Here is a 26407-nt window from a genome sequence, read left to right as displayed (position 1 = left end):
TCAGGAATCGCCCACCACGTCCACCCCGGCCGGCGGCGTGAAGGTGAACACTGCCGGATCGATCGTCGGGTTGGTCTCGAAGGCGGTGAACTTGAGGATGGTGATCTGGCCGAAGTTGTCGCGGATCTCCATGCCCACCAGGCGCGAGCCGTCGAAACCCAGCTTCATGCGCGCGAAACTGCTGTCGGTCGCCTTCGGCGTGGCCACGGCCCAGGTCAGGCCGTTGGCCTCGCCGCCGTCGTCGAGGGTGAAAGTGGCGTCCAGGTCGGTATTGCCCGCCAGGATCGCGGCGGGCGTGCTGCCCAGGGCGTCGCCCATGCGCTTGACCGTCACCTGCGCCAGCTCCGGATCGTAGGACCACAGCTTCTCGCCGTCGCCGACCAGCACCTGCGGATAGGGCTCGCGGTAGTGCCAGCGAAAACGATTCGGCCGCTCGAACACGAAGTCGCCACTGGACTGCTCGCCACGCCCGCCATTGGCCCGGTAGATGGATTGCACGAAACTGCCCTTGGCCGCATGGGTGCGGGCCACGAACTGCTTGAGCAGCGCGACCCCGTCGGCCGCCACGGCCGGCGCCTGGACGCACAAGAACGCGCTGGCCAGGGCCAGGGCGCGCAGGGGATTGAAAGACATCATTCGTCCTCGCGCGACGGTGCCAGCACCTGGCGGTTGCCGTTCGCGCCCATGGGCGAGACCAGACCGGAGCGCTCCATCTGCTCGATCAGCCGGGCCGCCCGGTTGTAGCCGATTCTCAGATGACGTTGGACCAGGGAAATGGACGGACGTTGCGTCTTGACCACCACTTCCACCGCCTGGTCGTAGAGCGGATCGGCCTCCATGTCCTCGCCGCCTTCACCGCCACCGAGCCCGTCCATGGCCTCCTCGGGCCCGTCGAGGATGCCCTCGATGTAGTCGGGCTGCCCCTGTTTCTTGAGGTGGTCCACCACCTTGTGCACCTCGTTGTCGTCCACGAAGGCGCCATGCACCCGCATGGGCAGGCCGGTGCCGGGCGGCAGGTAGAGCATGTCGCCCATGCCGAGCAGGTTTTCAGCGCCCATCTGGTCGAGAATGGTGCGCGAATCGATCTTGGACGACACCTGGAAGGCCATGCGGGTGGGAATGTTGGCCTTGATGAGGCCGGTGATCACATCCACCGACGGGCGCTGCGTGGCCAGGATCAGGTGGATGCCGGCGGCGCGCGCCTTCTGCGCCAGGCGGGCGATGAGCTCTTCGACCTTCTTGCCCACCACCATCATGAGGTCGGCCAGCTCGTCCACGATGACGACGATGTGCGGCAGGTGTTCGAGCGGTTCCGGGTTGTCGGGGTTGATCGCGAAGGGGTTGGTGAGCGGCTTGTCGTTCTTCCTGGCCTCGGCCACCTGCTTGTTGAAGCCGGCCAGGTTGCGCACGCCCACCGCCGCCATGAGCTTGTAGCGTTTCTCCATCTCGGCCACGCACCAGTTGAGCGCGTTGGCGGCATGCTTCATGTCGGTGACCACCGGTGCGAGCAGGTGCGGAATGCCCTCGTAGATGGACAGTTCCAGCATCTTCGGATCGACCATGATGAGGCGCACCTTGTCCGGCTCGCTCTTGTAGAGCAGCGACAGGATCATGGCGTTGATGCCCACCGACTTGCCCGAGCCGGTGGTACCGGCCACCAGCAGGTGGGGCATCTTCGCCAGATCGGCCACCACCGGATTGCCCGAGATGTCCTTGCCCAGCCCCACGGTCAGGGCCGAATGCATGTCGTGATAGGCCTTGGAGCCGAGAATCTCGGACAGGCGCACGGTCTGGCGCTTGGGATTGGGCAGCTCGAGCGCCATGCACGACTTGCCCGGCACCGTTTCCACCACCCGCACCGAGATCAGCGACAGGGCCCGCGCCAGATCCTTGGCCAGATTGACCACCTGGCTGCCCTTCACCCCCACCGCCGGTTCGATTTCGTAGCGGGTGATGACCGGGCCCGGGTAGGCCGCGATCACCTTCACCTCGACGCCGAAGTCCGCCAGCTTCTGCTCGATGAAGCGGGAGGTGAACTCGAGCGACTCGGCGCTCGGCGGCACCACATCGTCGGCGGGCGGATCGAGCAGGGAGATGGCCGGCAGCATGCCCTCGCCGCTGTCGCCGAACAGGGTCTGCTGACGCTCCTTCATGACCCGCTCGGAGGGATCGACCACCTTCACCGCCGGCTCGATGCGCACCGGTGCCGGCGGCGCCTTCTCCGCCTTGGCGCGGCGGGTCTGCACCACGGCCTCGCGCTTCTGCGCCAGGGCCTGACCGGCACGCCGGTCCTTCCAGGCGTAGTAGGCGCGCTGCGCCGCGGCCCAGCCCTGCTCGATCCACAGCCCGAGGCGCTCGGTGGCGGCGAACCAGGAGATACCGGTAAACAGGCTCAGCCCACCCGCGATCAGCGCCAGCAACACCAGGGTGCCGCCGGTGAAGCCCAAGTACTTGCGCGCCGCCTCGCCCAGCTCGACGCCGATCAGCCCGCCCGGTGCCAGCGGCAGCCCTGCGCCGGTGGAATGAAAGCGCAGCGATTCGAGCGCCGAACTGGCCAGCAGCACGACGAGGAAGCCGGTCATCACGATGGCGAAGGAGCGCTTGTCGGCGCTGAACTCCTCACGGAAGCGGCGGAATCCCCAGGCGATGCCATAGCCGAGAAAGATGACCAGCCACCAGGCCGATCCGCCGAACAGATAGAGCAGCACATCCGCCAGCCAGGCGCCGAAACGCCCGCCGGGATTGGCCACACGGGTCGCGTCGGTGGCATGCGACCACCCCGGGTCGGCCTTGCTGTAGCCGAGCAGGATCATCGCCACATAAATGGACATGACCCCGAGGATGATCCACCGGGTCTCCTGCAGCAGGTGGGCGATGCGCTCGGGCAGCGGCGGGTTGCGGGTACTGGTACGTGACGCCATCAGGTCTGGATTCGGGTGTGCTGCACGGGACAGCTGACAAAAAACACAGGGGCATTATACGAGAACGCCCCGCCGATCCGGCGGGGCGATGTGAGGGAACGTTGCGACGCGACGCGTCAGATGTCGAGAATGCGATCGCGCAGGATGATGCCCCGCGAGGTTTCCTCGATGAGCCCCTGCACGCCCAGATCCTTCATGACGCGGCTGACCATCTCGCGCGAGGCGCCGATCATCTTGGCGATGTCCTGCTTGGAGATCTTGCGCACCACCACCGTTTCGCCGTCGCGCTGCTCGGCCATCTCGAGCAGCAGGTGGGCGACACGGCCGTAGACGTCCATGAGCGCGAGGCTCTCGATCTTGCGGTCGGCGTTGCGCAGGCGGTCGGCCAGATTGCACATGATGCGCCAGGCGATGTCGAAATCGTCGCGCATCAGCTGCTTGAAATCCTGCTTGGAGATCATCACCAGATCGGAGGGCTGCGCCGCCACCACCGAGGCCGAACGCGGTTGCTCGTCGAAGATGGCCATCTCGCCGAACAGTTCGCCCTGGCCGAGAATGGTCAGGATCACCTCGCGCCCGTCCTCGTCGCTGACCAGCACCTTGAGGCTGCCGGTGAGCACGAAATATACGTAGTCGGACTGGTCTCCGGCGTGCACCACGGCCTGGCCGCGCGGCACCCGCCGCATCATGGCGCACCGTGCGACATTGGCCAGGCGCTCGTCGTTCAGCCCCTGGAAGAGCGAAAACGTCCGCAAGGCAATGTTCGATACTGCAGCCGTTTGGCCCATGCTCGTCCCCCTTTTGTTGGGAAAGTGGCAACCCTCGGTCCCTGTCGGCGGCCTGCCACGCATTGGAATTGTTGTTACCACGAAAGTATCACGAATCCGCAAAAGTATAACGTCGCCCATGCCAATTGCTTGAGGGCGGATTTGCAAATCACCGTTTCCGCCGGCCACTGCCGGCGCCCGACCTCGCCGCCGGGCGCAAGCTATAATTCGCCTCTTCGAACCCATCATCGCCCAGCCACACGAGATCCCTATGAGCACGCGACACGAAAAACTGATCATTCTCGGCTCCGGCCCGGCCGGCTACACGGCCGCGGTCTATGCCGCCCGCGCCAACCTGAACCCGGTGCTGATCACCGGCCTCGCCCAGGGCGGCCAGCTCATGACGACCACCGACGTGGACAACTGGCCGGCCGACGCCGACGGCGTGCAGGGCCCGGATCTCATGGCGCGCTTCCAGAAGCACGCCGAGCGCTTCGAAACCGAGATGGTGTTCGATCACATCCACACCACGCACCTGAACGAAAAGCCGATCCGCCTGGTGGGCGACGCGGGCGAATACACCTGCGACGCGCTGATCATCTGCACCGGCGCCACCGCCAAGTACATCGGCCTGCCCTCCGAAGAGGCGTTCATGGGCAAGGGGGTGTCCGCCTGCGCCACCTGCGACGGCTTCTTCTACCGCAACAAGCCGGTGGCGGTCGTGGGCGGCGGCAACACCGCCGTGGAAGAGGCGCTGTATCTGGCCAACATCGCCAGCAAGGTCACCCTGGTGCATCGCCGTGACAGCTTCCGCGCCGAGAAGATCCTGGTCGGCAAGCTCATGGAGAAGGTCGAGGCCGGCAAGATCGAACTGAAGCTGTTCTCCACCCTCGACGAGGTGCTCGGCGACGACATGGGCGTGACCGGCATGCGCCTCAAGCACGTGGACACGGGCGCCACGGAAGACATCGAGCTGATGGGCGTGTTCATCGCCATCGGCCACAAGCCCAACACCGACATCTTCGAAGGCCAGATCGAGATGGAGGGCGGCTACATCGTCACCCACGGTGGGCGCGAGGGCAACGCCACCGCCACCAGCGTGCCGGGCGTGTTCGCCGCCGGCGACGTGCAGGACCACATCTACCGCCAGGCCGTCACCAGCGCCGGCACCGGCTGCATGGCCGCGCTCGACGCCGAACGCTACCTGGACAGCCTCGGCATCGCCTGATGGCCAGGAAGCGCCGGACGGCACCCGCCCCGGGTGAGCGCCCGGCGCGCCTGAAGGACGAGCGCTTCGCCGCCCTCCGGCGGATGAAGGAAAGCCCCGCCGCCACACCGGCGGCCCCGGCGCCCGCCCCCGCGCAACGTCGCCCCGCACCGGCCGACACCGTCGACGACGAGCTCGAGCTGTTCCGGCGCGCGGTCGGCGACGCGACGCCGATGGACGCGCCCAACCGGGTCGTGCTCGAGCCGGAGCGCCCCGCCCCGGTGCCGCGACCGCGCGACGACGCCGACAGCGACGCCCCGCAGACGACGTCCCGGCCGGCCACGCTGGCCGGCGACGACAGCGCCTATTTCCGCCACCTGATGCACGACGTCACCCCGCTGGCGGATCGCAACCTGGCCGAGACCGACGCGCTCAAACCCGATCCCGGCCCCCTGCCCCCGACGGACAGCGCCCTCGACCCGGAGGACGTGCTCGGCCTGCTCGCGGCCGGCACCACCCCGCTCAAGGACAAGAACCGGATCGAGATCGACACCCCGCCCCCGGTGCCCGCGCCAAGGCAACTCGAAGCCGACGCGCGCGCCGTGCTCGACGAGAGCCTCGACCCCTTCACCCTCGAGGACCGGCTCGACATCGGCGAAGAGGCGGTATTCCTGCGCCCGGGCCTGCCGCGCCGGGTGCTCGCCGACCTGCGTCGCGGCCGCTGGGTGGTGCAGGGCGAAATCGATCTGCACGGACTGACCCGCGACGAGGCTCGCGCCGCCCTGGGTGAATTCCTCGCCCGCGCGCTGCTGCGCGGCTGGCGCTGCGTGCGCGTGGTCCACGGCAAGGGACTGCGCTCACCGGGCAAGGTGGGGGTGCTCAAGCACCTGTCACGCGGCTGGCTGGCCCAGCGCGAGGAGATTCTCGCCTTTTGCCAGGCCCGCGCCCATGAAGGCGGCAGCGGCGCGCTGCGGGTGCTGCTGCGCGCGGCCGACAAGCGCAGCCGGCCGTAGACGCGACAACGGCCGCATCGGCGGCCGTTGTCTTGCATCCCTTCGGTGCGATGCGTTCAGATCGCATCCTCGTTGGTCTCGCCGGTGCGGATCCGCACCACCTGCTCCACCGGGGTCACGAAGATCTTGCCGTCGCCGATCTTGCCGGTGTGCGCGGCCTTCACGATGGCCTCGATGGCCTGGTCCACGGTCGGGTCGGTGACCACGATCTCGACCTTGATCTTGGGCAGGAAGTCGACGACGTATTCGGCGCCGCGGTAGAGCTCGGTATGCCCTTTCTGGCGGCCGAAACCCTTGACCTCGCTGACGGTCAGGCCGGTGATCCCCACTTCGGACAGCGCCTCGCGGACCTCATCCAGCTTGAACGGCTTGATCACCGCTTCGATTTTTTTCATCGCTTTCTCCTGTATGCCTGTTGGTAAGTCGCCTGGCCGTGTCAATACGGGTCCTGATACCGGGCGGTGATTGGGAAGCGCCAGTCCTTGCCGAAACCGCGCCGGGTGAGGCGGATGCCGACCGGGGCCTGGCGCCGCTTGTATTCGTTGCGCTTGAGCATGGTGACGGTGCGCCGGACGATCGCTTCATCATACCCCTGGGCAATGATCTCGCGGGGCGATTCGTCGCGCTCCATGTAGGCCTCGATGATCGCATCGAGGATCTCGTAGGGTGGCAGGGTGTCCTGATCCACCTGGTCGGGCTTGAGCTCGGCCGAGGGCGGTCGGGTGATGATGTTCTCCGGCATCACCTCGGATCGCGCGTTGCGCCAGCGCGAGACCCGGTACACCAGCGTCTTGTAGACGTCCTTGAGCACCGCGTAGCCGCCCGCCATGTCGCCGTAGAGCGTGGCGTAGCCGGTGGCCATCTCGCTCTTGTTGCCGGTGGTGAGCACGATCGAGCCGGTCTTGTTGGACAGGGCCATGAGCAGCATGCCGCGGATGCGGCTTTGCAGGTTCTCCTCGGTGGTGTCCTCGGCCAGACCGGCGAACTGCTCGGCGAGCATGCCGCGGAAGGTCTCCATGGCCGGCGCGATGGGGAGGATGTCGTAGCGCACGCCCAGCCGCCGCGCCATGTCGGCGGCATCGTCGAGGCTCATCTGCGCGGTGTAGGGCGACGGCATCATCACCGCCCGCACCCGCTCGGCCCCGAGCGCATCGACCGCCACCGCCAGGGTCAGGGCCGAGTCGATACCGCCCGACAGGCCGATGATGGCGCCCGGAAAGCCGTTCTTGCCGATGTAGTCGCGCACCCCCAGCACCATGGCGGCGTAGGCTTCGTCTTCGACGCTGCGCAGCTCGGCCCGCTCCGCCTCGACCCAGCGCCCGTCGCCGAAGTGCACCACCCGGACCAGGGACTCGAAGGACGGCGCCTGCCACGCCACCGTGGCATCCGCCTGCATGGCGAACGAAGCGCCATCGAACACCAGCTCGTCCTGCCCGCCCACCATGTTCGCGTACAGCACCGGCAGCCCGGTCTCGGCGATGCGGCTGCGGGCCACCGCGTAGCGTTCGGCCTGCTTGCCCAGATGGCAGGGCGAGGCGTTGATGGCGACAATCACCTGTGCCCCCGCGCGCACCAGACCGGCCGCCGGGGCCGGCCCCCACAGGTCAGCACAGATCAGCACACCGAGGCGCACGCCGTCGAGTTCGAACACGCAGGGCTCGACCGCCGCGTCGAAATAGCGCTTTTCGTCGAAGACCTCGTAGTTGGGCAGGCGCTGCTTGCGGCAGCGCGCGACGACGCGCCCATGCTGCAGCACGGCGGCGGCGTTGTAGCGGCCGTATTCGTCGAAATCCGGAAAGCCCACGATCACCGCCATGTCGCCGGTGCGCCGCGCCAGCGTCTCGACCGCCTCCTGGCAGGCCTCGAAGAAATCGGCGCGCAGCAGCAGATCCTCGGGCGGATAGCCGCAGATCGACAGCTCCGGCGTGAGCATCAGTCGGGCCCCCTGGGCCTCGGCCTCGGCCATGGCGTCGAGGATGCGCCGGCTGTTGGCGGCAAGGTCGCCCACGACCTGGTTGATCTGGGCAACGGCAATGGCAAGCGTCGTGTTCATAGCGGTGTAACTATACCGTCAGCCCGCCCGTTTGTGCCGTGCATCACGACCGCCACGCCGCGCTTGGCGGGTTATTCACACCCATCGTGAACAAGCCTGTGGATAATGGGTGGATAAGCCGGCGGTCCTGTGTGGTGCAAAGCCACCACCCCGACTGCCCAAAAATGCAGCAGCCGGAACCATCGTTCCGGCCCACCGGTCCATTGCTCGTCTGAGCCGATTCACACCGATGCCCCACCCGATCCGCTTCATCCCCCGCCTCGCCGACATCGACCCGGCCGCCTGGAACGCGCTGGCCGGATCGCAGCCATGCGTGCAGCACGCCTTCCTCTCCGCCTTCGAGCACAGCGGCGCGGTCGGCCCGGGCAGCGGCTGGCACCCCCGCCATGCCACCCTGTGGTCCGACGGACAGCTCATCGCGGCCATGCCGCTCTACGAGAAATGGCACTCCTGGGGCGAATACGTATTCGACTGGGCCTGGGCGCAGGCCTACGAACAGCACGGCTTGGCCTACTATCCCAAGTGGCTCAGCGCGATCCCCTTCACCCCGGTGCCGGGGCGCCGCCTGCTGGGCGTCTCCGAGGCGGCCCGCACCGAGCTGCTCGAAGCGGTGCTGGCGCGGGTGCGTGCGAGCGAACACAGCTCCTTCCATGTGCTCTTCCCCACCGCCGCCGACGCCCGCCTGCTCGAAGGCGCCGGGCTGATGCTGCGCGATGGCGTCCAGTTCCACTGGCAAAACGCGGGGTACGCCGATTTCGAGGCTTTCCTCGCCTCGCTCAACCGTGACAAACGCAAGAAGATCCGCCAGGAGCGGCGCCGGGTGCGCGAGGCGGGGATCACCTTCCGCTGGCTTCGCGGCGACGAGATCGACACCGAAGCCCTGGAGTTCTTCTACCGCTGCTACGCGCTCACCTACGCCCTGCGCCGCTCCATGCCCTACCTGAACGAAGCCTTCTTCGCGCAGGTGCACCGCGACATGCCGGCGCATACGCGCCTGCTGGTGGCCGATCGCGCCGGCGAGCCGGTCGCCTGCGCCTGGTTCCTGATGGACGACGAGGCCCTGTACGGCCGCTACTGGGGGGCGCTCGAGGACATCTCCTGCCTGCACTTCGAGACCTGTTACTACCAGGCCATCGAGTACGCCATCGCGCAGGGGCTGCAACGCTTCGAGGGCGGCGCCCAGGGGGAGCACAAGCTCTCCCGCGGCCTGCTGTCCACGCCGACCTGCTCGGCCCACTGGATTCGCGACACGCGCTTCGCCGACGCCATCGACGACTTCCTGCGCCGTGAGCGCCAGGGCATGTCCCTCTATCTGGACGAGCTGAACGAACGCCAGCCGTTCCGCACCGCCACGGCCAAATGAAAAGGCCCGCCGGGAGGCGGGCCTTCGTCACGGCACTCGGACGTCTTACTTGTCGTTGGCGATGCCGTCGAGGATCTCCTTGCGGGCATCGTCCACCGAGCCCCAGCCGAGGATCTTCACCCACTTGCCGGGCTCCAGATCCTTGTAGTGCTCGAAGAAGTGCTGGATCTGCTTGAGCAGCAGCTCGGGCAGGTCGTCGGCGGTCTGCACGTTGTCGTACAGCGGAGTCAGTTTGGACACCGGCACGGCGATGACCTTGGCGTCCTCACCCGACTCGTCCTGCATCTTCAGCAGGCCGACCGGACGACTGCGGATGACCGCACCCGGCGGCAGCGGGAACGGCGTCACCACCAGCACGTCCACCGGATCGCCGTCACCGGCGATGGTGTGCGGCACATAGCCGTAGTTGACCGGATAGCGCATGCTCGTGCCCATGAAACGGTCGACGAAGATGCAATCGCTGTCCTTGTCCACTTCGAACTTGATCGGCTCGCCCTGCGCCGAGATCTCGATGATCACGTTGATGTCGTTCGGCACGTCCTTGCCGGCCTTGACTTGATCGAAGCCCATGCTTCCCTCCGCTTGAAAAATTCCATCGATTATAGGGACTTTGCGCGTTGCAAAAAACCTTTTGCGCGCAGGCGAGGGCACTCAAGAACCATCAAACGCGTCCGTTACCAGTCGAACGCCGATCCGAGCGCACACTCAGGACGACCGACTCCGCTTGCCGCAACGGTCCACGACCCCCTTCCTGCTCCGTACCGGGCGCACGGCCGCCGAGCCCGGCTTCGAACGCTGGCTGCCCCGAGTCATTCTGGGCGGCATGCTCACGCTCGTGCTCGCGCTGATGGCCGGCATGGGCGGCTACTACATCTACCAGCATCAACAGGCCGTCGAAGCCCAGACCGAGGAGATCGCGGCGCGCGCCTACGCCGACCGCGAGCGCATCCTCGGCGACGAGGTGACCCTCCTCACCCGCGACCTGCAGAGCCAGCGGCTCCGCTTCGAATCGGACCTGCGCGAGCAATTGCGCCTGCGCGTAGCGGCCAGCATCAATGTCATCGCCTCATTGCACGCCGCCCTGTCCGGCACCCGCACCAAGGCCCGCATGGAAGCCGACATCCTGCACGCCCTGCGCCCGATGTACGGCCTGAGCGGCAACGGCACGCGCTTCGTGATCGGTATCGACGGGCGCGCCCGCCTGTTCCCGATCGACACCCGCCTCGAAGGCACCGACCTGCGCACACTGCAGGACGACACCGGGCTGAAGTTCGGCGAGGAGCTCATCGACGCGGCGGCGGACAGCCGCGGCCGCTTCGTGCGTTTCCGCTGGTCGCCGCCGGGCGAGCACGAGGCCATGGCCGACGCCATCGCCTACGTGCGTCGCTTCGACCCGCTCGACTGGGTCGTCGGCAGCGCCGAGTTCATCCATATCGCCTATGCCGACCTGCGCCAGAACGCGCTCGCCCTGCTCACCGAACGCGCCAATGCCAAGGCCTCGGTGACCGGCATCGACGATGACGACACCCTGCTGGTGATCGACCGCGACGGCAAGCTGCTGGCGGGGCCCGCGGCGATCATGCACGACGCCGACGACACCCCGCCACCGATGCTGCTGCGCTATCTGCAGCGCTTCGTCGCCCAGAGCCAGCGCGGCGGCGGACCGGTCCGCTTCGAGACGCCGCCGACCGGCACCGACGCGGCGCGCCGCTACATGGCCTACACCTCGACGCCCGACGAATGGGGATGGACGCTGGTGTCGATCTCGGCGCTGGACCAGATCGAGCATGTCATCGCGCAGGAGCGCGAACGCATGAACGCCAGCACCAGCCAGGAGTTTCGTCTCACCGCGATCACCATGCTGGCGGCGGCGACGCTGGCCACCCTGCTCTCGGTGCTGTTCTACCGCTGGATCGAGGCACGCTTCCGGCGCTATCACGCCGACATCGCCGAACGCAATCGCGCCCTGAGCGAGAATGCGCGCGAGCTGCACCTGTCGGCCCGGGTCTTCGAAGCGAGCAGCGAGGCGATCGCGATTCTCGACCATCGCTTCCGCATCGTCTCGGTCAACCCGGCGCTCGAGCGGATCAGTGGTCGCGACCGCCCCGACCTGATCGGCCGCCATTGCGCCGAGCTGCTGGCCGGCGGGCAAACCGACGATCCGGTCTGGGTGGACACCGCCGCACAACTGCACCTCGAGGCCCAGTGGTCGGGCGAGCTGGCCCTGGGCCGACCGAACGGCGCGGTGTATCCGGCCTGGGTATCGGTCGGCGCCGTGACCAGCGAGGCCGGCCAGGTGACCCACTACGTGGTCTCCATCGCCGACATCTCGGATCGCAAGCGAACGGAACAACGTCTGCGCCACCTGGCCGAATACGACGCCCTCACCGGCCTGCCCAACCGGGTGCTGCTGCTCGACCGCATGAGCGCCGCCATCGAGAGCGCCCGGCGCCACCGCCACCACCTGGCGGTGCTGTTCCTCGATCTGGACCGGTTCAAGAACATCAACGACTCGCTCGGCCACGCGGTGGGCGACGAGCTGCTGCGCCAGGTCGCGGCCCGCCTGGGCGCCATCGTGCGCGGCAGCGACACCGTCAGCCGCCTCGGCGGCGACGAGTTCGTGGTGCTACTCACCGAACTGGACAGCGCCGGCCACGCGGCCACCGTCGCCGCGAAGATGCTCGAGGCGCTGGCCGCCCCCTTCCTCCTCGACGGCCACGAACTGACGATCACGCCCAGCATCGGCATCACCGTGTATCCGGAAGACGGCGAGAACCGCGACATCCTGCTCAAGAACGCCGACGCGGCCATGTATCACGCCAAGGAAAACGGCCGCAACAGCTACCAGTTCTTCACCCGCGAGCTGAACGACCGGGCGCGCGTCCGCCTCGATCTGGAAAACGACCTGCGCCGCGCGCTCGCCCGGCACGAGTTCACCCTGGCCTACCAGCCCCAGTTCGACCTCGCCACCGGGCACCTCATCGGCGCCGAGGCGCTGGTGCGCTGGCACCATCCGGAGCGCGGCATCATCCCGCCGGACCAGTTCATCCCGATCGCCGAGGAAACCGGTCTGATCGTGCCGCTGGGCGCCTGGATCCTGCGCCAGGCCTGCGCCACCGGCCAGGCCTGGCGCGACGAGGGGCTGGCGGACATCACCATCGCCGTCAACATCTCCGCGCATCAGGTCCGCCGTGGCCAGCTCGAGCTGACCGTGCGGCAGGTCCTGAACGAGACCGCCTTTTCGGGCCACCTGCTCGAACTGGAAGTCACCGAGAGCGCCCTCATGGCCAATCAGGCCGCCGCCGCCACCACCCTCAAGGCCATCCAGGCGATGGGGGTGCGGCTGGCCATCGACGACTTCGGCACCGGCTACTCCTCACTGGGCTATCTGAAGCGATTCGCCCTCGACAAGCTCAAGATCGACCGCTCCTTCATCAACGATCTGCCCGACGACAACGACGACGCCCACCTGACCCGCGCCATCATCGGCATCGGTCACACCCTGGACATGCTGGTCATCGCCGAAGGGGTCGAAACCGAAGCCCAGGAGCGCTTCCTGACCGAGCTGGGCTGCGATCAGGCGCAAGGCTACCTCTATGCCCGCCCCCTGCCGGCGGCGGACTTCCGCCAGATGCAGATCGACCTGAAATATCAGGCGACGTCGAAGCCGGCCTCCTCCACCGCCTGATGCAGCTGCGCCACCGAGGCGGTGGCCGGATCGTACTGCACGGTCGCCTGCGCCGCCTCGAGCTCGACCTTGACCTCGGCGACGCCGTCGATGGCCGACAGCGCGGCCGTCACACCCTTGACGCAGCCCTGGCAGCTCATGCCCTCGACCTTGAACTGAATGGTTTCCATGATGATCACTCCTCGTTCGCATGTTTGGGTCGTCGGGCGCGCCCCGGCTGCCAGCGGCGCAGCAGCAGCGAGTTGCTCACCACCGACACCGAACTGGCCGCCATGGCGGCACCGGCCACGACCGGATTGAGAAAGCCGAACGCGGCCAGGGGAATCCCGAGCGCGTTGTAGAAGAAGGCGAAGAACAGGTTCTGGCGGATCTTGGACAGGGTCGCGCGCGACAAGTCCACCGCATCGGCCACGCTGTTCAGGTCGTTGCGCACCAGGGTCACATCCGCCGCATCGAGCGCCACGTCCGAGCCGCCGCCCATGGCAAAGGACACGTCCGCCGCCGCCAGCGCCGGGGCGTCGTTGATGCCATCGCCCGCCATGCCCACCAGGCCCCGTGCCGAGGCCAGCCGCGCCACCGCGGCCGCCTTGTCGGCCGGCAGCACGCCGGCTTGGAAATCGTCGATGCCCACCGCCTGCGCCACCGCAGCCGCCGTGCCGGGGTGATCGCCGGTGAGCATGACCACCTTCACCCCTTCGGACTGCAGGCGCCGCACCGCCGCGGCGGAGGATGCGCGCACCGGATCGGCAATGGCGATCAGGCCGGCGTAGCGACCATCGGCCGCCACGATCACGGGCGTGCGCCCGGCGCCGACGACCCGGTCGACGATCGCCGCCGGCACCTCGACGCCGTGCTCGCGCACGAACCCGGGGCTGCCCACAAGCACGGCCCGGCCATCGACCCGGCCGCTCACGCCCTTGCCGGCCACGGTGTCGACCGTCTCGGCGGCCACGGCCGCGCCGGCCGCCTCGACCACCGCACGCGCCAGCGGATGTGCGCTGGCGGCTTCAAGGGCCGCCGCGAGCGCCAGCACCGGCTCCCGCTCCAGGTCGGGCGCCGGGCACACCTCCACCACCGCCGGACGTCCCTCGGTCAGGGTGCCGGTCTTGTCCACCGCCAGCACCGCGAGCTTTTCTGCGCGCTCCAGGGCTTCTGCGTTCTTCACCAGGATGCCGGCGCGGGCGCCCTGCCCGGTGCCCACCATGATCGCCGTGGGCGTGGCCAGGCCCAGCGCGCACGGGCAGGCGATGACCAGCACCGCCACCGCGTTGACCAGCGCCACCACGCCGTCGCCCCCCGTCAGCCACCAGCCGGCGAAGGTGAGCACCGCCAGGCCCACGACGGTGGGTACGAAGATCGCGGACACCTTGTCGGCGAGGCGCTGCACCGGCGCTTTCGAGCCCTGGGCCTGCTCCACCATGTGGATGATGCCGGCCAGCAGGGTGTTGGCGCCCACGCCTTCGGCCTGGCAGCGCAGCAGGCCTTCACCATTGACCGTGGCGGCGAAGACCTTGTCGCCGGCCTGCTTGCCCACCGGCAAACTCTCCCCGGTGAGCATCGATTCGTCCATCGACGACGCCCCCGAGACGACGACCCCGTCCACCGGCACCCGGTCGCCGGCGCGCACCACGAAGGCCTGCCCCGGCCGCAGCGTCTCCACCGGCACCTCGTGCAACTGCCCGTCCGCCTCGATCCACGCCGTGCGCGGCTGCAGCCGTACCAGCGCTTCGATGGCATCCGCGGTCTTCGCCTTGGCGCGGGCCTCGAGCAGCTTGCCCATCAGCACCAGGGTGATGATGGTGGCCGAGGCCTCGAAATACACATGCAGGTCCGCACGCCCCAGCGCGGTGACGATCGCGCTGAAGCCGTAGGCCATGGAGGTGCCCAGCGCCACCAGCACGTCCATGTTGGCACCGCCGCCGCGCAGGGCCGACCAGGCCCCCCGATAGAAGCGCGCCCCGATCCAGAACTGCACCGGCGTGGCCAGCAGCCACTGCCAGCCACGCGGGATCAGCTCGTGTCCGCCGTCGCCGAACAGCATGAACGGCATCTGCGCCAGCAGGGGCAAGGTGAGCAGCAGCGCCACCAGGAAGCGGTTGCGCTCGGCGGTCCACGCCGCCTGCTTGCGCGCCTTTTCCTGGGCACGGCTGTCATCGCCGCGGGAATGGGCGGCGAACCCCGCCCGCTCGACCGCAGCGAGTACGGTGGGCACGTCCGCGATCCAGGGCCGATAGTGCAGCTGCGCGGTTTCCGTGGCGAAGTTGACCACCGCCGAATCCACCCCATCGACACGTGCCAGCACTTTTTCCAGGCGGGTGGCGCAGGCAGCACAGGTCATGCCCTCGATCGCCAGCTCGAGCTCGCTCGCGGGCACCTGAAAACCAGCCTTGCGGATCGCTTCGACCACCGCCGACGGACCCGAAGCGCCGTCGCGGATGCGCACGCGCGCCCGCTCCGCCGCCAGATTGACCTGAGCCTCGACGCCCGGCAGACGGCCCAGCACACGCTCGATGCGTGTCGCGCAGGCGGCGCAGGTCATGCCCTCGACGGGCAGGTCGAGCTGGATCACGGCAGCAACGGTCTGTGGAGCATTCATGGTGCCTTCCGAACCAATCAGAGGGATCGAGTCTAAACTCTGTACTTGGGTACGGAGTCAAGCACCTTGTCAGAGGAATCCGCCATGCAGGAAATGACCATCAGCCAACTGGCACGCGCCGCCGACGTGGGCGTGGAGACGGTCCGTTACTATCAGCGCCGGGGGCTGCTGCCGACACCGCAACTGCCCAATGGCGGTATTCGACGCTACGACTCCGACACCCTCTCGCGCCTGCGTTTCGTGCGCCGCGCCCAGGCGCTCGGCTTTTCGCTCGACGAAGTCGCCGAACTGCTGGATCTGGATGAACACGAGGACCGGGACCAGGCACGCCGGATCGCCTCGGAAAAACTCCGGCGCATCGACGACCAGATCCGCCAGCTCAACGCCATGAAGCAGGCCTTATCCGAGCTGGTCAGTTGCTGCGCCGACGGCAACGCCGCCCAGCCCTGCCCCATTCTGCATGCCCTCGCCCATCCGGACGAGGCGAGCGCTCACTCGAAGTCGACCGGCGGCGGCGTATCCACCGGCAGGCCGGCTTCGGCCCAGGCATCATAGCCACCGGCCACCGACACGGCATTGGCAACCCCCATCTCGTGCAGCACCGCCGTGGCCAGCGCGGCCCGCCCGCTGGTCTTGCAGTACACGACGATCGGCTGTTGGGTCTGGGTCAGTTCGGGGGTGCCGGCGAGGCGGAATTCGAGCAGCCCACGCGGGATGTTGATCGCTGCGGGCAGGTGTCCGGCGGCGTATTCGGCCGGTTCGCGCACATCGAGCACCACGGCACCGGCCTGCATCATTTCGCGCGCCTGAGCAAGATTCACTTCGCGGATACGGCTCTTGGCCGCCATCACCAGATCGTGGCTGGTCTTCGCCATGGCAAGTCTCCATCAGTAATTCGTGAAATACGAATCATAGCGCGGCGCACGCCGTGCTGCGCCGTCACGCGCCGCTCAGGTGTGGCAGACCACCCCGCCCCACAGGGCCGCGCCCAGCGTGGGGGCGTTGATCAGGCCGAAGACCCCGAAACCGAGCACGACGACGCCCGATACGGTGCGCACCCAGGCATTACGGGTGATGCCGCGCAGGCGCTTGAGGAGCAGACCGGCGAGCAGGAGGTTGGGCAGCGTACCCAGGCCGAAGGCGAGCATCAGGCCCGCACCGCGCGCCGCCGAGCCGGTCACCAGCGCGGTGGCGAGCACGCTGTAGACCAGCCCGCAGGGAATGAAGCCCCACAACAGCCCCAGCGGCAGCGCCTGGGCGGGCCCGCGTGCGGGCAGGAAGCGTCGGGTCAGCGGCTGGATGCGCCGCCACAGATGGTGCCCGGCCTTCTCGACGGGGGCGAGCAGCCGGGTAAAGCCGGTCAGATACAGCCCCAGCGCGATCAGCATGAGGTTGGCCAGCACGTACAGGCCCAGCTGCACCGGCAGGAAGTTCTCGAACAGCAGCCCGACCGAGCCGATGGCGCCGAGCAGGCCGCCCAGCGCGGTGTAGGTGGTGATGCGTCCGAGGTTGTAGGCCAGGTGAATGGGCCACTGGCGCTTCACCTGGCCCGGGATCTGGACGGTGAGCGCACTGACGATGCCGCCGCACATGGCGACACAGTGCGTGCCGCCCAGCAGACCGATGAGGAAGACAGCGAGATAACCGGTTTCAGGCATGGTGCGGGCCGGGCGGGTGACGCCGCGAGACTAGCACGATGGCCTCTCCCGCGGCGACGTCCGCGCTCAGATCACCTTGGAGTAGCGCGCGCGTTCGCGGTCGGCTCGCAGGAATTTGTCGAAGACCATGGCGATACCGCGCACCAGCAGGCGGCCCGGCGCCTGCACGGAGATCCAGCGGTCCTCGATCTTCACCAACCCCGCCTTGGCCATCTCCGCCAGATCGGCCAGTTCGTCGGCGAAGTACTTCCTGAAGTCGATCATGTGCGCCTGCTCGATGGCATCGAACGACAACTCGAAGTGGCACATGAGCGCCTGGATGATGGAACGGCGCAGGATGTCGTCGGGCGTCAGCTCGATGCCGCGCAGCACCGGCAGGCGGTCCTGGTCGAGGATGTCGTAGTACTCGTCCAGGGTCTTGACGTTCTGCGCGTAGGTGGTGCCGACCTTGCTGATCGCCGACACCCCGAAGGCGAGCAGGTCGCAGTCGGCATGGGTGCTGTAGCCCTGGAAGTTGCGATGCAATCGCCCCTGGCGCTGCGCCACGGCGAGCTCGTCGTCCGGCTTGGCGAAGTGATCCATGCCGATATACACGTAGCCGGCCTCGGTCAGACGCCGGATCGCCAGCTGCAGGATCTGCAGCTTGGTGTCGGCGCTGGGCATGTCGGCCGGGTCGATGCGGCGCTGTGGCTTGAACAGCCCCGGCAGGTGCGCATAGCTGTACAGGGAGATGCGATCGGGCGACAGCTCCAGCACCTGCTCGAGCGTGCGGTTGAAGCTGATCACGTTCTGCTTGGGCAGGCCGTAGATCAGGTCCATGCTGATCGATTCGAAACCGGTCTGGCGCGCCGAATCGAGCACCAGCTTGGTCTCGTCGAAGCTCTGCACCCGGTTCACCGCGCGCTGCACGTCGATGTTGAAGTCCTGCACGCCGATGCTCATGCGGTTGAACCCGAGCTCGGCGAGCATGGCGACGGTCTCGAAGTCGACCTTGCGCGGGTCCACCTCGATGGAATACTCGCCGCCGGGCAGCAGCGTGAAGTGCTCGCGCACGGTCGCCATGAGCTGGCGCATCTCGTCGTGCGACAGGAAGGTCGGCGTCCCCCCGCCCAGATGCAACTGGATGACCTCGTGCGATCCGGTCAGCGACCCTGCCTGCATGGCCACCTCTTTGGCCAGGTACTGCAGGTACTTGGCCGAACGCCCGTGATCCTTGGTGATGATCTTGTTGCAGGCGCAGTAATAGCAGATGGTGTTGCAGAACGGAATGTGGAAGTACAATGAGAGGGGTCGGCCCAAGCCACCAACCGTCCGTCGCCCCAGCCAATGCTCGAGGGCATCCGCATTGAATGCCTCCACGAACCGGTCAGCGGTCGGATAGGAGGTATAGCGCGGGCCATTGACATCGAACCGGCGGATCAGTTGTGGGTCGAAAACAAGTTCTTTCTGGTTGTCCATGATGAGTACGATACCTTGTAGGGTGCAACCATCGCAGAAAGCCGCCGCGCTTGAGTTGACGTGGATCAACGGGTGCAAAGGCTTGTCCGGAAAGGCGAAAAAACCAAGCAAGAAATACGGAGAGCCTGCAGCATGCCACGCGGAGCGACCATCCCGATCACCGTAGCCGACCTCAAGACTGCCTGTTCCCAGTGCAATCTTCAGGAACTGTGCCTGCCGGTGGGCCTCGGCAATGCCGAGATCGAACAACTCGACGCCCTCGTGGGCGCACGCCGGCGGGTCAAGCGCCACCAGCACCTCTACCGGGCCGGTGACACCTTCGAAGCGATCTACGCGGTGCGTTCCGGCTCGTTCAAGACCAACGTGCTGTTCGAGGACGGACGCGATCAGGTCACCGGCTTCCAGATGTCGGGGGAGATTCTCGGCCTCGACGGCATCAGCACCGACCAGCACACCTGCGATGCCGAAGCGCTCGAGGACAGTGAAGTGTGCGTGATCCCGTTCTCCAAGCTCGAAGAGCTGTCGCGCGCGGTGGAATCCCTCCAGCACCAGTTCCACAAGGTGATGAGCCGCGAGATCGTCCGCGACCACAGCGTGATGATGCTGCTCGGCTCGATGCGCGCCGAGGAGCGGCTGGCGGCCTTCCTGCTCAACCTCTCGCAGCGCTTTACGGCGCGCGGGTTCTCCGCCGCGGAGTTCCATCTGCGGATGACCCGCGACGAGATCGGCTCCTATCTCGGGCTCAAGCTCGAAACCGTCTCACGGGCGTTTTCCCGATTTCAGGATCAGGGCCTGATCTCGGTGCAGCAGAAACACATCCGCATCATCGACATCGACGGCCTCAAGCAGCTGCTCGGCAACCACGGCGGGATCTGAGCCACCCGGGCGGATTCATCCGGCGCGCGTCGTGGTCCGGCGCGCGCGCATGCTCTTGCTGAGTTGTTTCAGATCGTCCGCCGTCAGCACATTCACGGCAAAGGGAAACAGTTCGTTGTCTTCCCGGTCGATGTGATTGAGGTAGTGGGCGGAAAAGTTCGCCACCTCGTCGGCGTCAAGCACTGCCTGACGCCCCTCCGCGATGTCGGTCAGGAATGCGCGCAGCTCCGCCCAGGCCGACTCCAGGGCCCGATGGTCGTCCTTGACCCAGGCGACGAGCTTGCGGATCCGCATCCGTGCCGCTGGCGGACAGCGCTCCAGCAGCAGGGGAAAGACGTCTTCCTCCTCGTCCCGGTGATGGTTGACGGCGGCGGTGTCGAAGTAGCGCATCACGTTCGTCGCCGCGCGGCGGGCATCCTCGTCGGCGCCATGCTCGGGCAACCAGCGCACCAGCCGGTCCAGGGTTTCGAGCTGTGCGGCCATGCGGCCGTGGCAGGCAACGAGAATCTCCAGCGGTTCGTCCAGATCCGGTGCGATGGGAATGAGCGATTCGGTCATGCGTGCAACTCCGCTCCGTCAGGCCAGGAATCCGGCCGGCTGTTTCGTCAGGGCCACCGACACGATCCACGCGAAGGTCAGCAGGGCCGCCCCCATCGCCACCAGGCGTATCGTGAGCGTCCGGCCACGTTTCAGCGCAATCGTACCCAGCACGATGTAGCACAGCAAACCGATGACCTTGGCCCACACCCACGCCGGCACGCTGTCGTAGAAGCTCACCAGCGCCAGGGCACTGCCCAGCAGCACGGTATCGACCACGTGCGGCAGGACGCGGGTCAGGCGCGCCTTGAGCAACGGCGAACCGGTGACCATCCAGAACCCCCGCAACAGGAAGCCGGCAAGGCTCAACGCCACGCTGGTCAGATGCACATGCTTGATGACCTGGTACATGAAAATGTCCTATCCGTCGCGCCCATCCACACGCGGGCGCAGATAGACAGGAAGATACCGCAAAGTCCACAGGACAAACACGCACAGCCATCCGGTGGCCGCGAACACCAGCCACAGGGGCGCGCCGGGCAGCAGCTCGGCCGCCACGCGCAGCAGCAGCACGCCCTGCACGGCCCAGCTCAAGGCCCACGTCAGTCCATCGGCCTTGAGGGCCGCCCCCGAGTGACCCAGGGTGACCCGCGACACCATGCCCAGCGCCAGCACGGTGAACATGCCGATCACCAGCACATGCAGCGGTGCGAGCCCGAGTGCGCTCACACCGAAAAACGCCAGCAACGACTGCACCCCGAACAACGCCATCGCCACACCGAACCAGGCGAAGCCGACATGAAGCATGGCGAGCAGGCGCACCGCAAAGCTGCGACGCAACTGCCAGGAAACGGTCAGCCATCCCCCCACGGCCGCCATCGGCAGATCCACCAGCCACGTCAGCTCGGCCAGCCCCAGCCGGTTCAGCGCCCCGTGGAGCACCGATCCGGCCACCAGCACCCACAGCGCCCAGGCGGGACGCACCATGGTGTAGTCCGGCAGCACCGATGAGGAGAAGAACGGCACCATGCGATGGCAGACGCTGAGGAAGATGGGCAGCAGGCAGGCCCACAGCCCCAGATCGATGGCCCATGCCGCCCAGCGCCCGTCTCCGCCCAGCGCCAGCATGAGGACGCACGACCAGCCGGCGAGCCCGGCACACAGGGCGGCCCAGACCGGCACCGCATGCAGCCGCCCGCGCCCGGGGCGTCGCATGACCGGAAACAGCACCGCACACACCCCGGCCCAGCCCGCACCCACGAGCACGACGCCCGGAATGCGCAGCAGCGGCCACAGGAAGGCGGCATAGATCAGCCCCCAACCGGCGACCAGCACAGCCCAACACCAGACGTACCGCGACGGCGCCAGATCGCCATGGGACTGCCAGCGGGGCATGGCGGTGAGCAGGAAGCCGAACACGAAGAAGGGGAACACGCCGTACAACAGCATCACCGCATGCCACCAGGGCGCGGGCCATGGCCAGGCCAGGCCCTGCCCCGCCGCGCGCAGAATCATCTCCACCCACCAGGGCAACATCACCAGCACGCACTGGAGCATGCCGAGGAAGAACATGCCCCGGTGAGGGGCCACCAGCAGCATGGCGCGACGTGAAGGTGCACGCGTTTCATTCATGAGTCGTTCCTGATATGCGCACCGCAGCCACCTGCCGCAACGCCTGCATGGTAAATTCCGGCTGTTGTTCCAACGCCCCGATCGCCCTCTTTGCCATGAGCCACGACAAAATCGACATTCCCGGTCTGCTCAGTCGCATGCCGCTGTTCAGCGCCATGTCCGCCGACGATCTGACCCAGATCGCCGAGGCCACGCGCGAGAAGCGCCTGCGCAAGGGCGAGATGCTGTTCCAGCGCGGCGATCAGCCCAAGGGCTTCTACTACGTCATCTTCGGGCAGATCAAACTGGCCTTCTCCTCGCCACAGGGTAACGAAAAGGTGGTGGAAATCCTTGGCCCGCATCAAAGCTTCGGCGAGGCGGTGCTGTTCATGGACAAGCCCTACCCCGTGTTTGCCGAATCGCTCGCCGACACCCTGCTGCTCCATGTGGCCCGCGATGCGGTGTTCGAGCAGATCGATCACGACCCCGGCTTCTCCCGGCGCATGCTCGCGGGCATGGCGATCCGCCTGCACAGCATGGTGCGTGACGTGGAGTCCTATTCGCTGCGTTCGAGCACCCAGCGCGTCATCGGCTACCTGCTGCAGCAGGCCCACGCCGAGCCGTGCCAGGACACGCAGCTGGTCATCGACCTGCCGACGAGCAAGCAGATCATCGCCTCGCGGCTCAATCTCACCCCCGAAACCCTCTCGCGCATCTTCAACGATCTGTCCACCCACAAGCTGATCACGGTACAGGGCAAGCAGATCACGCTGCACGACATCGACAAGCTGCGTCACTACGACGCCTGAGCGCGCGCCAGGGCACGTCGCGCCTGGCGTGTCACACCGACCAGCTGCAGCGCCAGCAGGGCGGCGGAAATCGTCACCACCGCACCGGCAACGAGCCCGGCAGACGACTGGAGCGGGCTGATCAGCAGCAGGCCGAGGGCAAGCAGATGGGCGCGCCAGTGCCAGCGGATCAGCGCGTCGTCGAGCATGCGGGTCATCGGCGGCACATTGGCCAGCCGTGGCTGCAGATGCAGCCACAGGACAAAGGGGACGATCTTGTAGAGCATGCCCACGATCAGCGACACATAGGCGCCCCACAGGACGACACCGCCGCTCATCAGCGCCGTCTCCGGCCAGTGTCTGAGCGAGGCGATCGCACCCGCCACACTGCCAGCCACCACACACCCCATGGCCAGTCGCCACAGACGCAAGGTCGTGTCGGCCCGCGCGCGGCGTCGGCGCCGTTGCCGGTCCAGCGTCATCAGCGCGAACGCACTGGCGACCGCCAGCAGTGGCAGCCACCCGTAGGCCGAGTCGAGGGCGCTCCCGGCGATCAGCGCCAGGGCCACGGCGGGCGCAAAGCCCCGCACGAACCAGGTCGGATAGGCGGGCGTGAGCTGGAACATGGGTACGACCAGATAGGCCGTTCCCGCCACCAGCAACCCACCCCAGCCGCCCAGGCCGACGGCGACGTGCACGCTCGACCAGCCGAGCACGGCCACGTCGGCATGCCCCGAGCGTGCCAGCGCCATGGTGAAGCCGAGCCCGACCGTGGCCCCCAGCCAGGCGATGGCCCAGCGCAAGGCGACAACCGTGCCACTGTGAACCGGCGTGTGCCACAAGGCCCGCAAGGCCACCACACAGAACACCGCGACCGCTCCGAGAATCAGGGCGCCGCCGGGCACCAGGAGCCCACCCAGCCCCCAGTAGAAGCCGCCGACCAGCAGCACCGCGCCGAACGTAACGGCCACGTGCACGGCCCGGGCCAGTCGCCCCAACGCCGGAAGGTTGGCACCGATCGCCACCGGCATGATCTGGAACAGGGCGCCGAGCATGACCTGCAGCATGAAGCCGACGGTCAGCAGATGAGTGAGCGCCAAGGCGGCGGGGGTCCACCGCGAAGCGAACACCTCCCGTCCGCTGACCATCAGGAGCACGCCGGCCAGCATCAGAAAGGCCGGCGCTGTCAGGAAGAAACGCAGGGGGACCGACGGCGGCGGCGCCTGCTCGAACGACAGGGCCTGCATGGGCGCTGGCTCAGCCGGCCTGACGGATCCGGATGTCGAAGGCCCCGTCCTCGCGGGTCGAAACCTCGTAGGTGTAGCCGTTCTGGTCAAGCATGTCGAACAGGGGCCCGGGCTGGCGCGGGATGATCAGCAGCAGGGTGTCGCCGGGCCCGAGCACATCGAGACCTTCGAGCGTGCGCTCCAGGGGTTCGGGCGGCACCATGCCACGCGCATCGACCACCACGGCCGGCTCGGCTCGTTCATTGCTCATCGCCCATCTCCTTTTGCAGGATCACCAGGTGCTCGCGCACCCCGGCATCGTCGGCCAGCGCTTGCTCGCACATGGGATAGAGGATGTTCTCCTCCTTCAAGTTATGCTGTTGCATGAGGATCAGCAGCGTTTCCGCGCTGTCGCCGAACCCGTCCGCATCTTCGTTGCGCGCCGCGTTGCCGAGCGCCTCGAGCAGGCGACGCATCTGTTCGTGCTCCGAACGCATGACGGCGGTCGGGCCCGAAGTCATGCCGGTGCTGGCCTCGAAGCCGGGAAAAATGGCGTTCTCCTCGATCGAAAAGTGGTTGAGCACGGTCTCGGCAAACTGGGCCGTCAGGGCCGCGCACGAACGCCACTGACCGGCCTGCGCGCAGGCTTCGGCCTCGGAGAACAGCATGTCGCAACGCGTGTGATCGCGATGCATGATCCGTGAAAGGGTGGTCATGGACGGGGTTCCTGCAATCGGTTGTCTTGTCATCGATTCTGCGCGAACCCCCTGTGCGCGCATTGACCCGAATCAACCGCACCCGGCGAACCCGTCCGGAATGGGAAAACAGACGCGACATCGCGTGCGCGAACCGATGAACGGCTCGTTCACGACTCAAGCACATAACGCCCGGGCGCATCGTCCAGTGCAGGAAAATCAGCCGACTCGGCCGGGCGGGCCGCGATCAGATCACCGCTGCGCGGCTTGAGCCAGTCCATCCAGTCGGTCCACCAGCTGCCGCCGCTCTGCGGCGCCCGCGCATGCCATGCTTCCCAACGATCCGCCCGGTGGGCCGTGGCCGCCCAGTAGTGGCGTTTGGGCGGCGTGACCGGGGGATTGACGATGCCGAGAATGTGCCCCGAACTGGAGAGCACGAAGCGCTTCTCGCCGCGCACGAAGTGAATCATGCGGAAGGTCTGCTGCCACGGCGCGATGTGATCGTCCTCGGCCGCCACCATGTAGAGCGGCTGCATGATCCGGTGCAGGTCGATCGGCTCGCCGGCCACGGTGAGTGCGTCGGACTCGATGAGCCGGTTGTGCAGATACAGCTCGCGCAGATACCAGGCGTGCATCGCGTAGGGCATGCGCGTGGTGTCCATGTTCCAGAACAGCACGTCGAAGGCCGGCGGCGGCTCCCCGTAGAGCCAACCGTGCTCCACGTAGTGCCAGATCAGGGAGTTCGAACGCAGCAGACGGAATGCCGAGGCCATCTGGGCGCCGTCCAGATAGCCGGTGCGCGCCATGCTGTCGCACAGGTAGCGGACGCTGCCCTCGTCGATGAACACCTCGATATCGCCGGGTTTGCGGAAATCCACCAGGGTGGTGAGCAGGGTCCAGTCGGACACCGGCATGGCCGCTTCGCCGAAGCGCCGATTGGCCCAGGCCATGTAGATGGACAGCGCCGTGCCGCCGATGCAGTACCCCACCGCATGCACGGAAGGCTGCCCGCTCTGCGCGCGCGCCGTCTCGACGATGGCATGCACGCCCTCGAGGATGTAGTCGTCGAAGCTGACCTCGCGCATGGACGCGTCCGGGTTCTTCCAGCTCGTCATGTAGACGTCGAGCCCCTGGTCGAGCAGGTAGCGCACCATGCTCTTGCGCTCGTTCAGATCGAGAATGTAGAACTTGTTGATCCAGGGGGTGATCAGCACCACCGGCCGGGCATGCACCTTGCGCTGACGCGGCGCATAGTGAATCACCTCGAGCAGGCGGTTACGCATCACCACCTTGCCCGGCGTATTGCCCAGGTTGCCACCGACCTTGAATCCGTCGGGATCGGACATGCGCACCATGCGGGCGCGCATGTCCTCGAGGTAGTTGTGCCAGCCCTGGCGCAGACTGTCGCCATGGGTCTCCGCTGCCTTGCGCAGCGCCACCGGATTGGTCAGCAGGAAGTTCGTCGGCGCCACGGCGTTGAGCCAATTGCGCCACCAGAACGCGGCGCGGCGCCGGTTCTCGCTCGACAGCCCGGGGGTCGAATACAGCATGTCCTGGGTGTGACGGGTGGCCAGCAGGTACCAGGATTTCACCAGGTCCCAGGTCGCCGAGTCGGTCCAGATCGGGTCGTTGAAGCGGGTATCGTCCGAATGCGGCTCGATGGGGCTGCGGCTCGGCGCACCGATCATGCGACGCAGGCTGTGCCACTGCAACGCCCACAGCTGGCCGGAGAAGGCGACACACTTCTCGGCCAGCTCCTGCGGATGCGCGAGCCACGCCAGATGGGCATGGATGATGGGCGCCGCCATGCCCAGCGGGTCGACCATGGTCTGCCAGTGCTCATGAACCTGATGCATCGCCCGATCGACCACCTGGACGGGCGCGAGGGGTTTCTTTGCTGTCATGTTGCCGCCTCCACAGATCGGCACTCAGTCGTCAAAAAACGATCAG

General features: G+C 67.1%; 25 protein-coding genes. 7 read left to right on the top strand and 18 right to left on the bottom strand.

The annotated features are described in order from the left end of the window. The 3 genes from lolA to G3580_RS05955 all read right to left on the bottom strand — a co-directional run bounded on the left by lolA (position 1) and on the right by G3580_RS05955 (position 3709). Positions 1-633, bottom strand: coding sequence for an outer membrane lipoprotein chaperone LolA (gene lolA / locus G3580_RS05965; RefSeq protein WP_228720785.1), 633 nt, complete (start codon positions 631-633; stop codon positions 1-3). Then, the gene (locus tag G3580_RS05960; protein WP_173764393.1) at positions 633-2921 is read right to left on the bottom strand and encodes a DNA translocase FtsK; all 2289 of its coding nucleotides are present in this window, start codon (positions 2919-2921) and stop codon (positions 633-635) included. The genes lolA and G3580_RS05960 overlap by 1 nt, the downstream gene beginning before the upstream one ends. A gap of 116 nt (positions 2922-3037) precedes the next feature. Beyond that, positions 3038-3709, bottom strand: a complete 672-nt coding sequence (locus G3580_RS05955) for a Crp/Fnr family transcriptional regulator (protein WP_173764392.1) — start codon at positions 3707-3709, stop codon at positions 3038-3040. A 250-nt stretch (positions 3710-3959) separates the two neighbouring features. Between G3580_RS05955 and trxB the strand changes: the two genes are divergently transcribed. Next, positions 3960-4916 (top strand): thioredoxin-disulfide reductase, encoded by a 957-nt coding sequence (gene trxB / locus G3580_RS05950; RefSeq protein WP_173764391.1) that lies wholly within the window; start codon positions 3960-3962, stop codon positions 4914-4916. After that, the gene (locus G3580_RS05945) at positions 4916-5908 is read left to right on the top strand and encodes a Smr/MutS family protein (protein WP_228720784.1); all 993 of its coding nucleotides are present in this window, start codon (positions 4916-4918) and stop codon (positions 5906-5908) included. Before trxB ends, G3580_RS05945 begins: the two co-directional genes overlap by 1 nt. Positions 5909-5964: 56 nt before the next feature. Here G3580_RS05945 and G3580_RS05940 read toward each other — a convergent pair whose 3' ends face one another. Beyond that, positions 5965-6303, bottom strand: coding sequence for a P-II family nitrogen regulator (locus tag G3580_RS05940; RefSeq protein ID WP_173764390.1), 339 nt, complete (start codon positions 6301-6303; stop codon positions 5965-5967). Positions 6304-6344: 41 nt separating this feature from the next. Continuing rightward, a complete protein-coding gene (locus G3580_RS05935) occupies positions 6345-7961 on the bottom strand; it encodes an NAD+ synthase (protein WP_173764389.1) in 1617 nt (538 codons plus the stop codon). A gap of 229 nt (positions 7962-8190) precedes the next feature. On the opposite strand from G3580_RS05935, the gene G3580_RS05930 reads away from it, so the two are divergent. Next, entirely contained in the window at positions 8191-9324 is a 1134-nt protein-coding gene (locus G3580_RS05930; protein WP_173764388.1) for a GNAT family N-acetyltransferase, read from the top strand. A gap of 45 nt (positions 9325-9369) precedes the next feature. Here the strand turns inward: G3580_RS05930 and ppa are convergent, their stop codons facing one another. Further along, positions 9370-9894 carry an inorganic diphosphatase gene (gene ppa / locus G3580_RS05925; RefSeq protein ID WP_173764387.1) on the bottom strand — a complete coding sequence of 175 codons (525 nt, stop codon included), beginning with the start codon at positions 9892-9894 and terminating at the stop codon, positions 9370-9372. A 154-nt stretch (positions 9895-10048) separates the two neighbouring features. Here ppa and G3580_RS05920 point away from each other — a divergent pair, with 154 nt between their 5' ends. Further along, positions 10049-13012, top strand: a complete 2964-nt coding sequence (locus tag G3580_RS05920) for a bifunctional diguanylate cyclase/phosphodiesterase (RefSeq protein ID WP_173764386.1) — start codon at positions 10049-10051, stop codon at positions 13010-13012. On the opposite strand, the gene G3580_RS05915 is transcribed toward G3580_RS05920, so the two are convergent. After that, a complete protein-coding gene (locus tag G3580_RS05915) occupies positions 12976-13182 on the bottom strand; it encodes a heavy-metal-associated domain-containing protein (RefSeq protein WP_173764385.1) in 207 nt (68 codons plus the stop codon). The genes G3580_RS05920 and G3580_RS05915 overlap by 37 nt on opposite strands. A gap of 5 nt (positions 13183-13187) precedes the next feature. Next, positions 13188-15608, bottom strand: coding sequence for a heavy metal translocating P-type ATPase (locus tag G3580_RS05910; protein WP_173764384.1), 2421 nt, complete (start codon positions 15606-15608; stop codon positions 13188-13190). Positions 15609-15692: 84 nt separating this feature from the next. Here G3580_RS05910 and G3580_RS05905 point away from each other — a divergent pair, with 84 nt between their 5' ends. Continuing rightward, positions 15693-16163 carry a MerR family transcriptional regulator gene (locus G3580_RS05905; RefSeq protein ID WP_173764383.1) on the top strand — a complete coding sequence of 157 codons (471 nt, stop codon included), beginning with the start codon at positions 15693-15695 and terminating at the stop codon, positions 16161-16163. Here G3580_RS05905 and G3580_RS05900 read toward each other — a convergent pair. The 3 genes from G3580_RS05900 to hemN form a co-directional block, all read right to left on the bottom strand. After that, positions 16100-16483, bottom strand: coding sequence for a rhodanese-like domain-containing protein (locus G3580_RS05900; protein WP_173764382.1), 384 nt, complete (start codon positions 16481-16483; stop codon positions 16100-16102). The two genes, G3580_RS05905 and G3580_RS05900, sit on opposite strands and share 64 nt — an antisense overlap. Positions 16484-16558: 75 nt before the next feature. After that, a complete protein-coding gene (locus G3580_RS05895; protein ID WP_173764381.1) occupies positions 16559-17266 on the bottom strand; it encodes a sulfite exporter TauE/SafE family protein in 708 nt (235 codons plus the stop codon). Between the two features lie 66 nt (positions 17267-17332). Continuing rightward, on the bottom strand, positions 17333-18724 hold the full coding sequence (gene hemN / locus G3580_RS05890; protein ID WP_173764380.1) for an oxygen-independent coproporphyrinogen III oxidase: 1392 nt from the start codon (positions 18722-18724) through the stop codon (positions 17333-17335). A 132-nt stretch (positions 18725-18856) separates the two neighbouring features. Between hemN and fnr the strand changes: the two genes are divergently transcribed. Then, positions 18857-19600: a fumarate/nitrate reduction transcriptional regulator Fnr gene (gene fnr, locus G3580_RS05885; RefSeq protein ID WP_173764379.1), complete on the top strand. Its 744-nt coding sequence runs from the start codon at positions 18857-18859 to the stop codon at positions 19598-19600. Between the two features lie 15 nt (positions 19601-19615). Here the strand turns inward: fnr and G3580_RS05880 are convergent, their stop codons facing one another. Genes G3580_RS05880 through G3580_RS05870 form a run of 3 tightly spaced genes read right to left on the bottom strand, consistent with a single transcriptional unit; the run spans position 19616 to position 21769 of the window. Continuing rightward, complete coding sequence (locus G3580_RS05880) at positions 19616-20158, bottom strand: hemerythrin domain-containing protein (RefSeq protein WP_173764378.1); 543 nt, start codon at positions 20156-20158, stop codon at positions 19616-19618. A gap of 18 nt (positions 20159-20176) precedes the next feature. Continuing rightward, on the bottom strand, positions 20177-20548 hold the full coding sequence (locus tag G3580_RS05875; RefSeq protein WP_173764377.1) for a SirB2 family protein: 372 nt from the start codon (positions 20546-20548) through the stop codon (positions 20177-20179). A gap of 9 nt (positions 20549-20557) precedes the next feature. Further along, positions 20558-21769: an NnrS family protein gene (locus G3580_RS05870; RefSeq protein WP_173764376.1), complete on the bottom strand. Its 1212-nt coding sequence runs from the start codon at positions 21767-21769 to the stop codon at positions 20558-20560. 95 nt (positions 21770-21864) lie between these two features. Here G3580_RS05870 and G3580_RS05865 point away from each other — a divergent pair, with 95 nt between their 5' ends. After that, positions 21865-22557 (top strand): Crp/Fnr family transcriptional regulator, encoded by a 693-nt coding sequence (locus tag G3580_RS05865; RefSeq protein ID WP_173764375.1) that lies wholly within the window; start codon positions 21865-21867, stop codon positions 22555-22557. On the opposite strand, the gene G3580_RS05860 is transcribed toward G3580_RS05865, so the two are convergent. The 4 genes from G3580_RS05860 to G3580_RS05845 form a co-directional block, all read right to left on the bottom strand. Next, positions 22545-23783, bottom strand: coding sequence for a hypothetical protein (locus G3580_RS05860; protein WP_173764374.1), 1239 nt, complete (start codon positions 23781-23783; stop codon positions 22545-22547). The genes G3580_RS05865 and G3580_RS05860 overlap by 13 nt on opposite strands. A gap of 10 nt (positions 23784-23793) precedes the next feature. Beyond that, positions 23794-24033, bottom strand: a complete 240-nt coding sequence (locus tag G3580_RS05855) for a DUF2249 domain-containing protein (protein ID WP_173764373.1) — start codon at positions 24031-24033, stop codon at positions 23794-23796. Then, positions 24023-24478, bottom strand: a complete 456-nt coding sequence (locus G3580_RS05850; protein WP_173764372.1) for a hemerythrin domain-containing protein — start codon at positions 24476-24478, stop codon at positions 24023-24025. The genes G3580_RS05855 and G3580_RS05850 overlap by 11 nt, the downstream gene beginning before the upstream one ends. A 149-nt stretch (positions 24479-24627) precedes the next feature. After that, positions 24628-26313, bottom strand: coding sequence for a PHA/PHB synthase family protein (locus G3580_RS05845; RefSeq protein ID WP_228720844.1), 1686 nt, complete (start codon positions 26311-26313; stop codon positions 24628-24630). Positions 26314-26407 lie beyond the last annotated feature (94 nt).

The sequence above is a fragment of the Nitrogeniibacter mangrovi genome, assembly GCF_010983895.1.
Lineage (GTDB): Bacteria > Pseudomonadota > Gammaproteobacteria > Burkholderiales > Rhodocyclaceae > Nitrogeniibacter > Nitrogeniibacter mangrovi.
The sequence above is the reverse complement of the archived record's forward strand: the minus strand, read 5'-3'. Positions and strand labels throughout refer to the sequence as shown.

What these genes read in the sequence shown, in the direction of transcription:
- G3580_RS05935 (WP_173764389.1), bottom strand. Translation starts at nt 7,961, where the DNA reads ATGAACACGACGCTTGCCATTGCCGTTGCCCAGATCAACCAGGTCGTG.
- lolA (WP_228720785.1), bottom strand. Translation starts at nt 633, where the DNA reads ATGTCTTTCAATCCCCTGCGCGCCCTGGCCCTGGCCAGCGCGTTCTTG.
- G3580_RS05875 (WP_173764377.1), bottom strand. Translation starts at nt 20,548, where the DNA reads ATGTACCAGGTCATCAAGCATGTGCATCTGACCAGCGTGGCGTTGAGC.
- G3580_RS05930 (WP_173764388.1), top strand. Translation starts at nt 8,191, where the DNA reads ATGCCCCACCCGATCCGCTTCATCCCCCGCCTCGCCGACATCGACCCG.
- G3580_RS05910 (WP_173764384.1), bottom strand. Translation starts at nt 15,608, where the DNA reads ATGAATGCTCCACAGACCGTTGCTGCCGTGATCCAGCTCGACCTGCCC.
- G3580_RS05865 (WP_173764375.1), top strand. Translation starts at nt 21,865, where the DNA reads ATGAGCCACGACAAAATCGACATTCCCGGTCTGCTCAGTCGCATGCCG.
- ppa (WP_173764387.1), bottom strand. Translation starts at nt 9,894, where the DNA reads ATGGGCTTCGATCAAGTCAAGGCCGGCAAGGACGTGCCGAACGACATC.
- G3580_RS05945 (WP_228720784.1), top strand. Translation starts at nt 4,916, where the DNA reads ATGGCCAGGAAGCGCCGGACGGCACCCGCCCCGGGTGAGCGCCCGGCG.
- G3580_RS05855 (WP_173764373.1), bottom strand. Translation starts at nt 24,033, where the DNA reads ATGAGCAATGAACGAGCCGAGCCGGCCGTGGTGGTCGATGCGCGTGGC.
- fnr (WP_173764379.1), top strand. Translation starts at nt 18,857, where the DNA reads ATGCCACGCGGAGCGACCATCCCGATCACCGTAGCCGACCTCAAGACT.
- hemN (WP_173764380.1), bottom strand. Translation starts at nt 18,724, where the DNA reads ATGGACAACCAGAAAGAACTTGTTTTCGACCCACAACTGATCCGCCGG.
- G3580_RS05845 (WP_228720844.1), bottom strand. Translation starts at nt 26,313, where the DNA reads ATGCATCAGGTTCATGAGCACTGGCAGACCATGGTCGACCCGCTGGGC.
- G3580_RS05955 (WP_173764392.1), bottom strand. Translation starts at nt 3,709, where the DNA reads ATGGGCCAAACGGCTGCAGTATCGAACATTGCCTTGCGGACGTTTTCG.
- G3580_RS05940 (WP_173764390.1), bottom strand. Translation starts at nt 6,303, where the DNA reads ATGAAAAAAATCGAAGCGGTGATCAAGCCGTTCAAGCTGGATGAGGTC.
- G3580_RS05915 (WP_173764385.1), bottom strand. Translation starts at nt 13,182, where the DNA reads ATGGAAACCATTCAGTTCAAGGTCGAGGGCATGAGCTGCCAGGGCTGC.
- G3580_RS05850 (WP_173764372.1), bottom strand. Translation starts at nt 24,478, where the DNA reads ATGACCACCCTTTCACGGATCATGCATCGCGATCACACGCGTTGCGAC.
- G3580_RS05905 (WP_173764383.1), top strand. Translation starts at nt 15,693, where the DNA reads ATGCAGGAAATGACCATCAGCCAACTGGCACGCGCCGCCGACGTGGGC.
- G3580_RS05895 (WP_173764381.1), bottom strand. Translation starts at nt 17,266, where the DNA reads ATGCCTGAAACCGGTTATCTCGCTGTCTTCCTCATCGGTCTGCTGGGC.
- G3580_RS05880 (WP_173764378.1), bottom strand. Translation starts at nt 20,158, where the DNA reads ATGACCGAATCGCTCATTCCCATCGCACCGGATCTGGACGAACCGCTG.
- G3580_RS05870 (WP_173764376.1), bottom strand. Translation starts at nt 21,769, where the DNA reads ATGAATGAAACGCGTGCACCTTCACGTCGCGCCATGCTGCTGGTGGCC.
- G3580_RS05960 (WP_173764393.1), bottom strand. Translation starts at nt 2,921, where the DNA reads ATGGCGTCACGTACCAGTACCCGCAACCCGCCGCTGCCCGAGCGCATC.
- trxB (WP_173764391.1), top strand. Translation starts at nt 3,960, where the DNA reads ATGAGCACGCGACACGAAAAACTGATCATTCTCGGCTCCGGCCCGGCC.
- G3580_RS05860 (WP_173764374.1), bottom strand. Translation starts at nt 23,783, where the DNA reads ATGCAGGCCCTGTCGTTCGAGCAGGCGCCGCCGCCGTCGGTCCCCCTG.
- G3580_RS05900 (WP_173764382.1), bottom strand. Translation starts at nt 16,483, where the DNA reads ATGGCGAAGACCAGCCACGATCTGGTGATGGCGGCCAAGAGCCGTATC.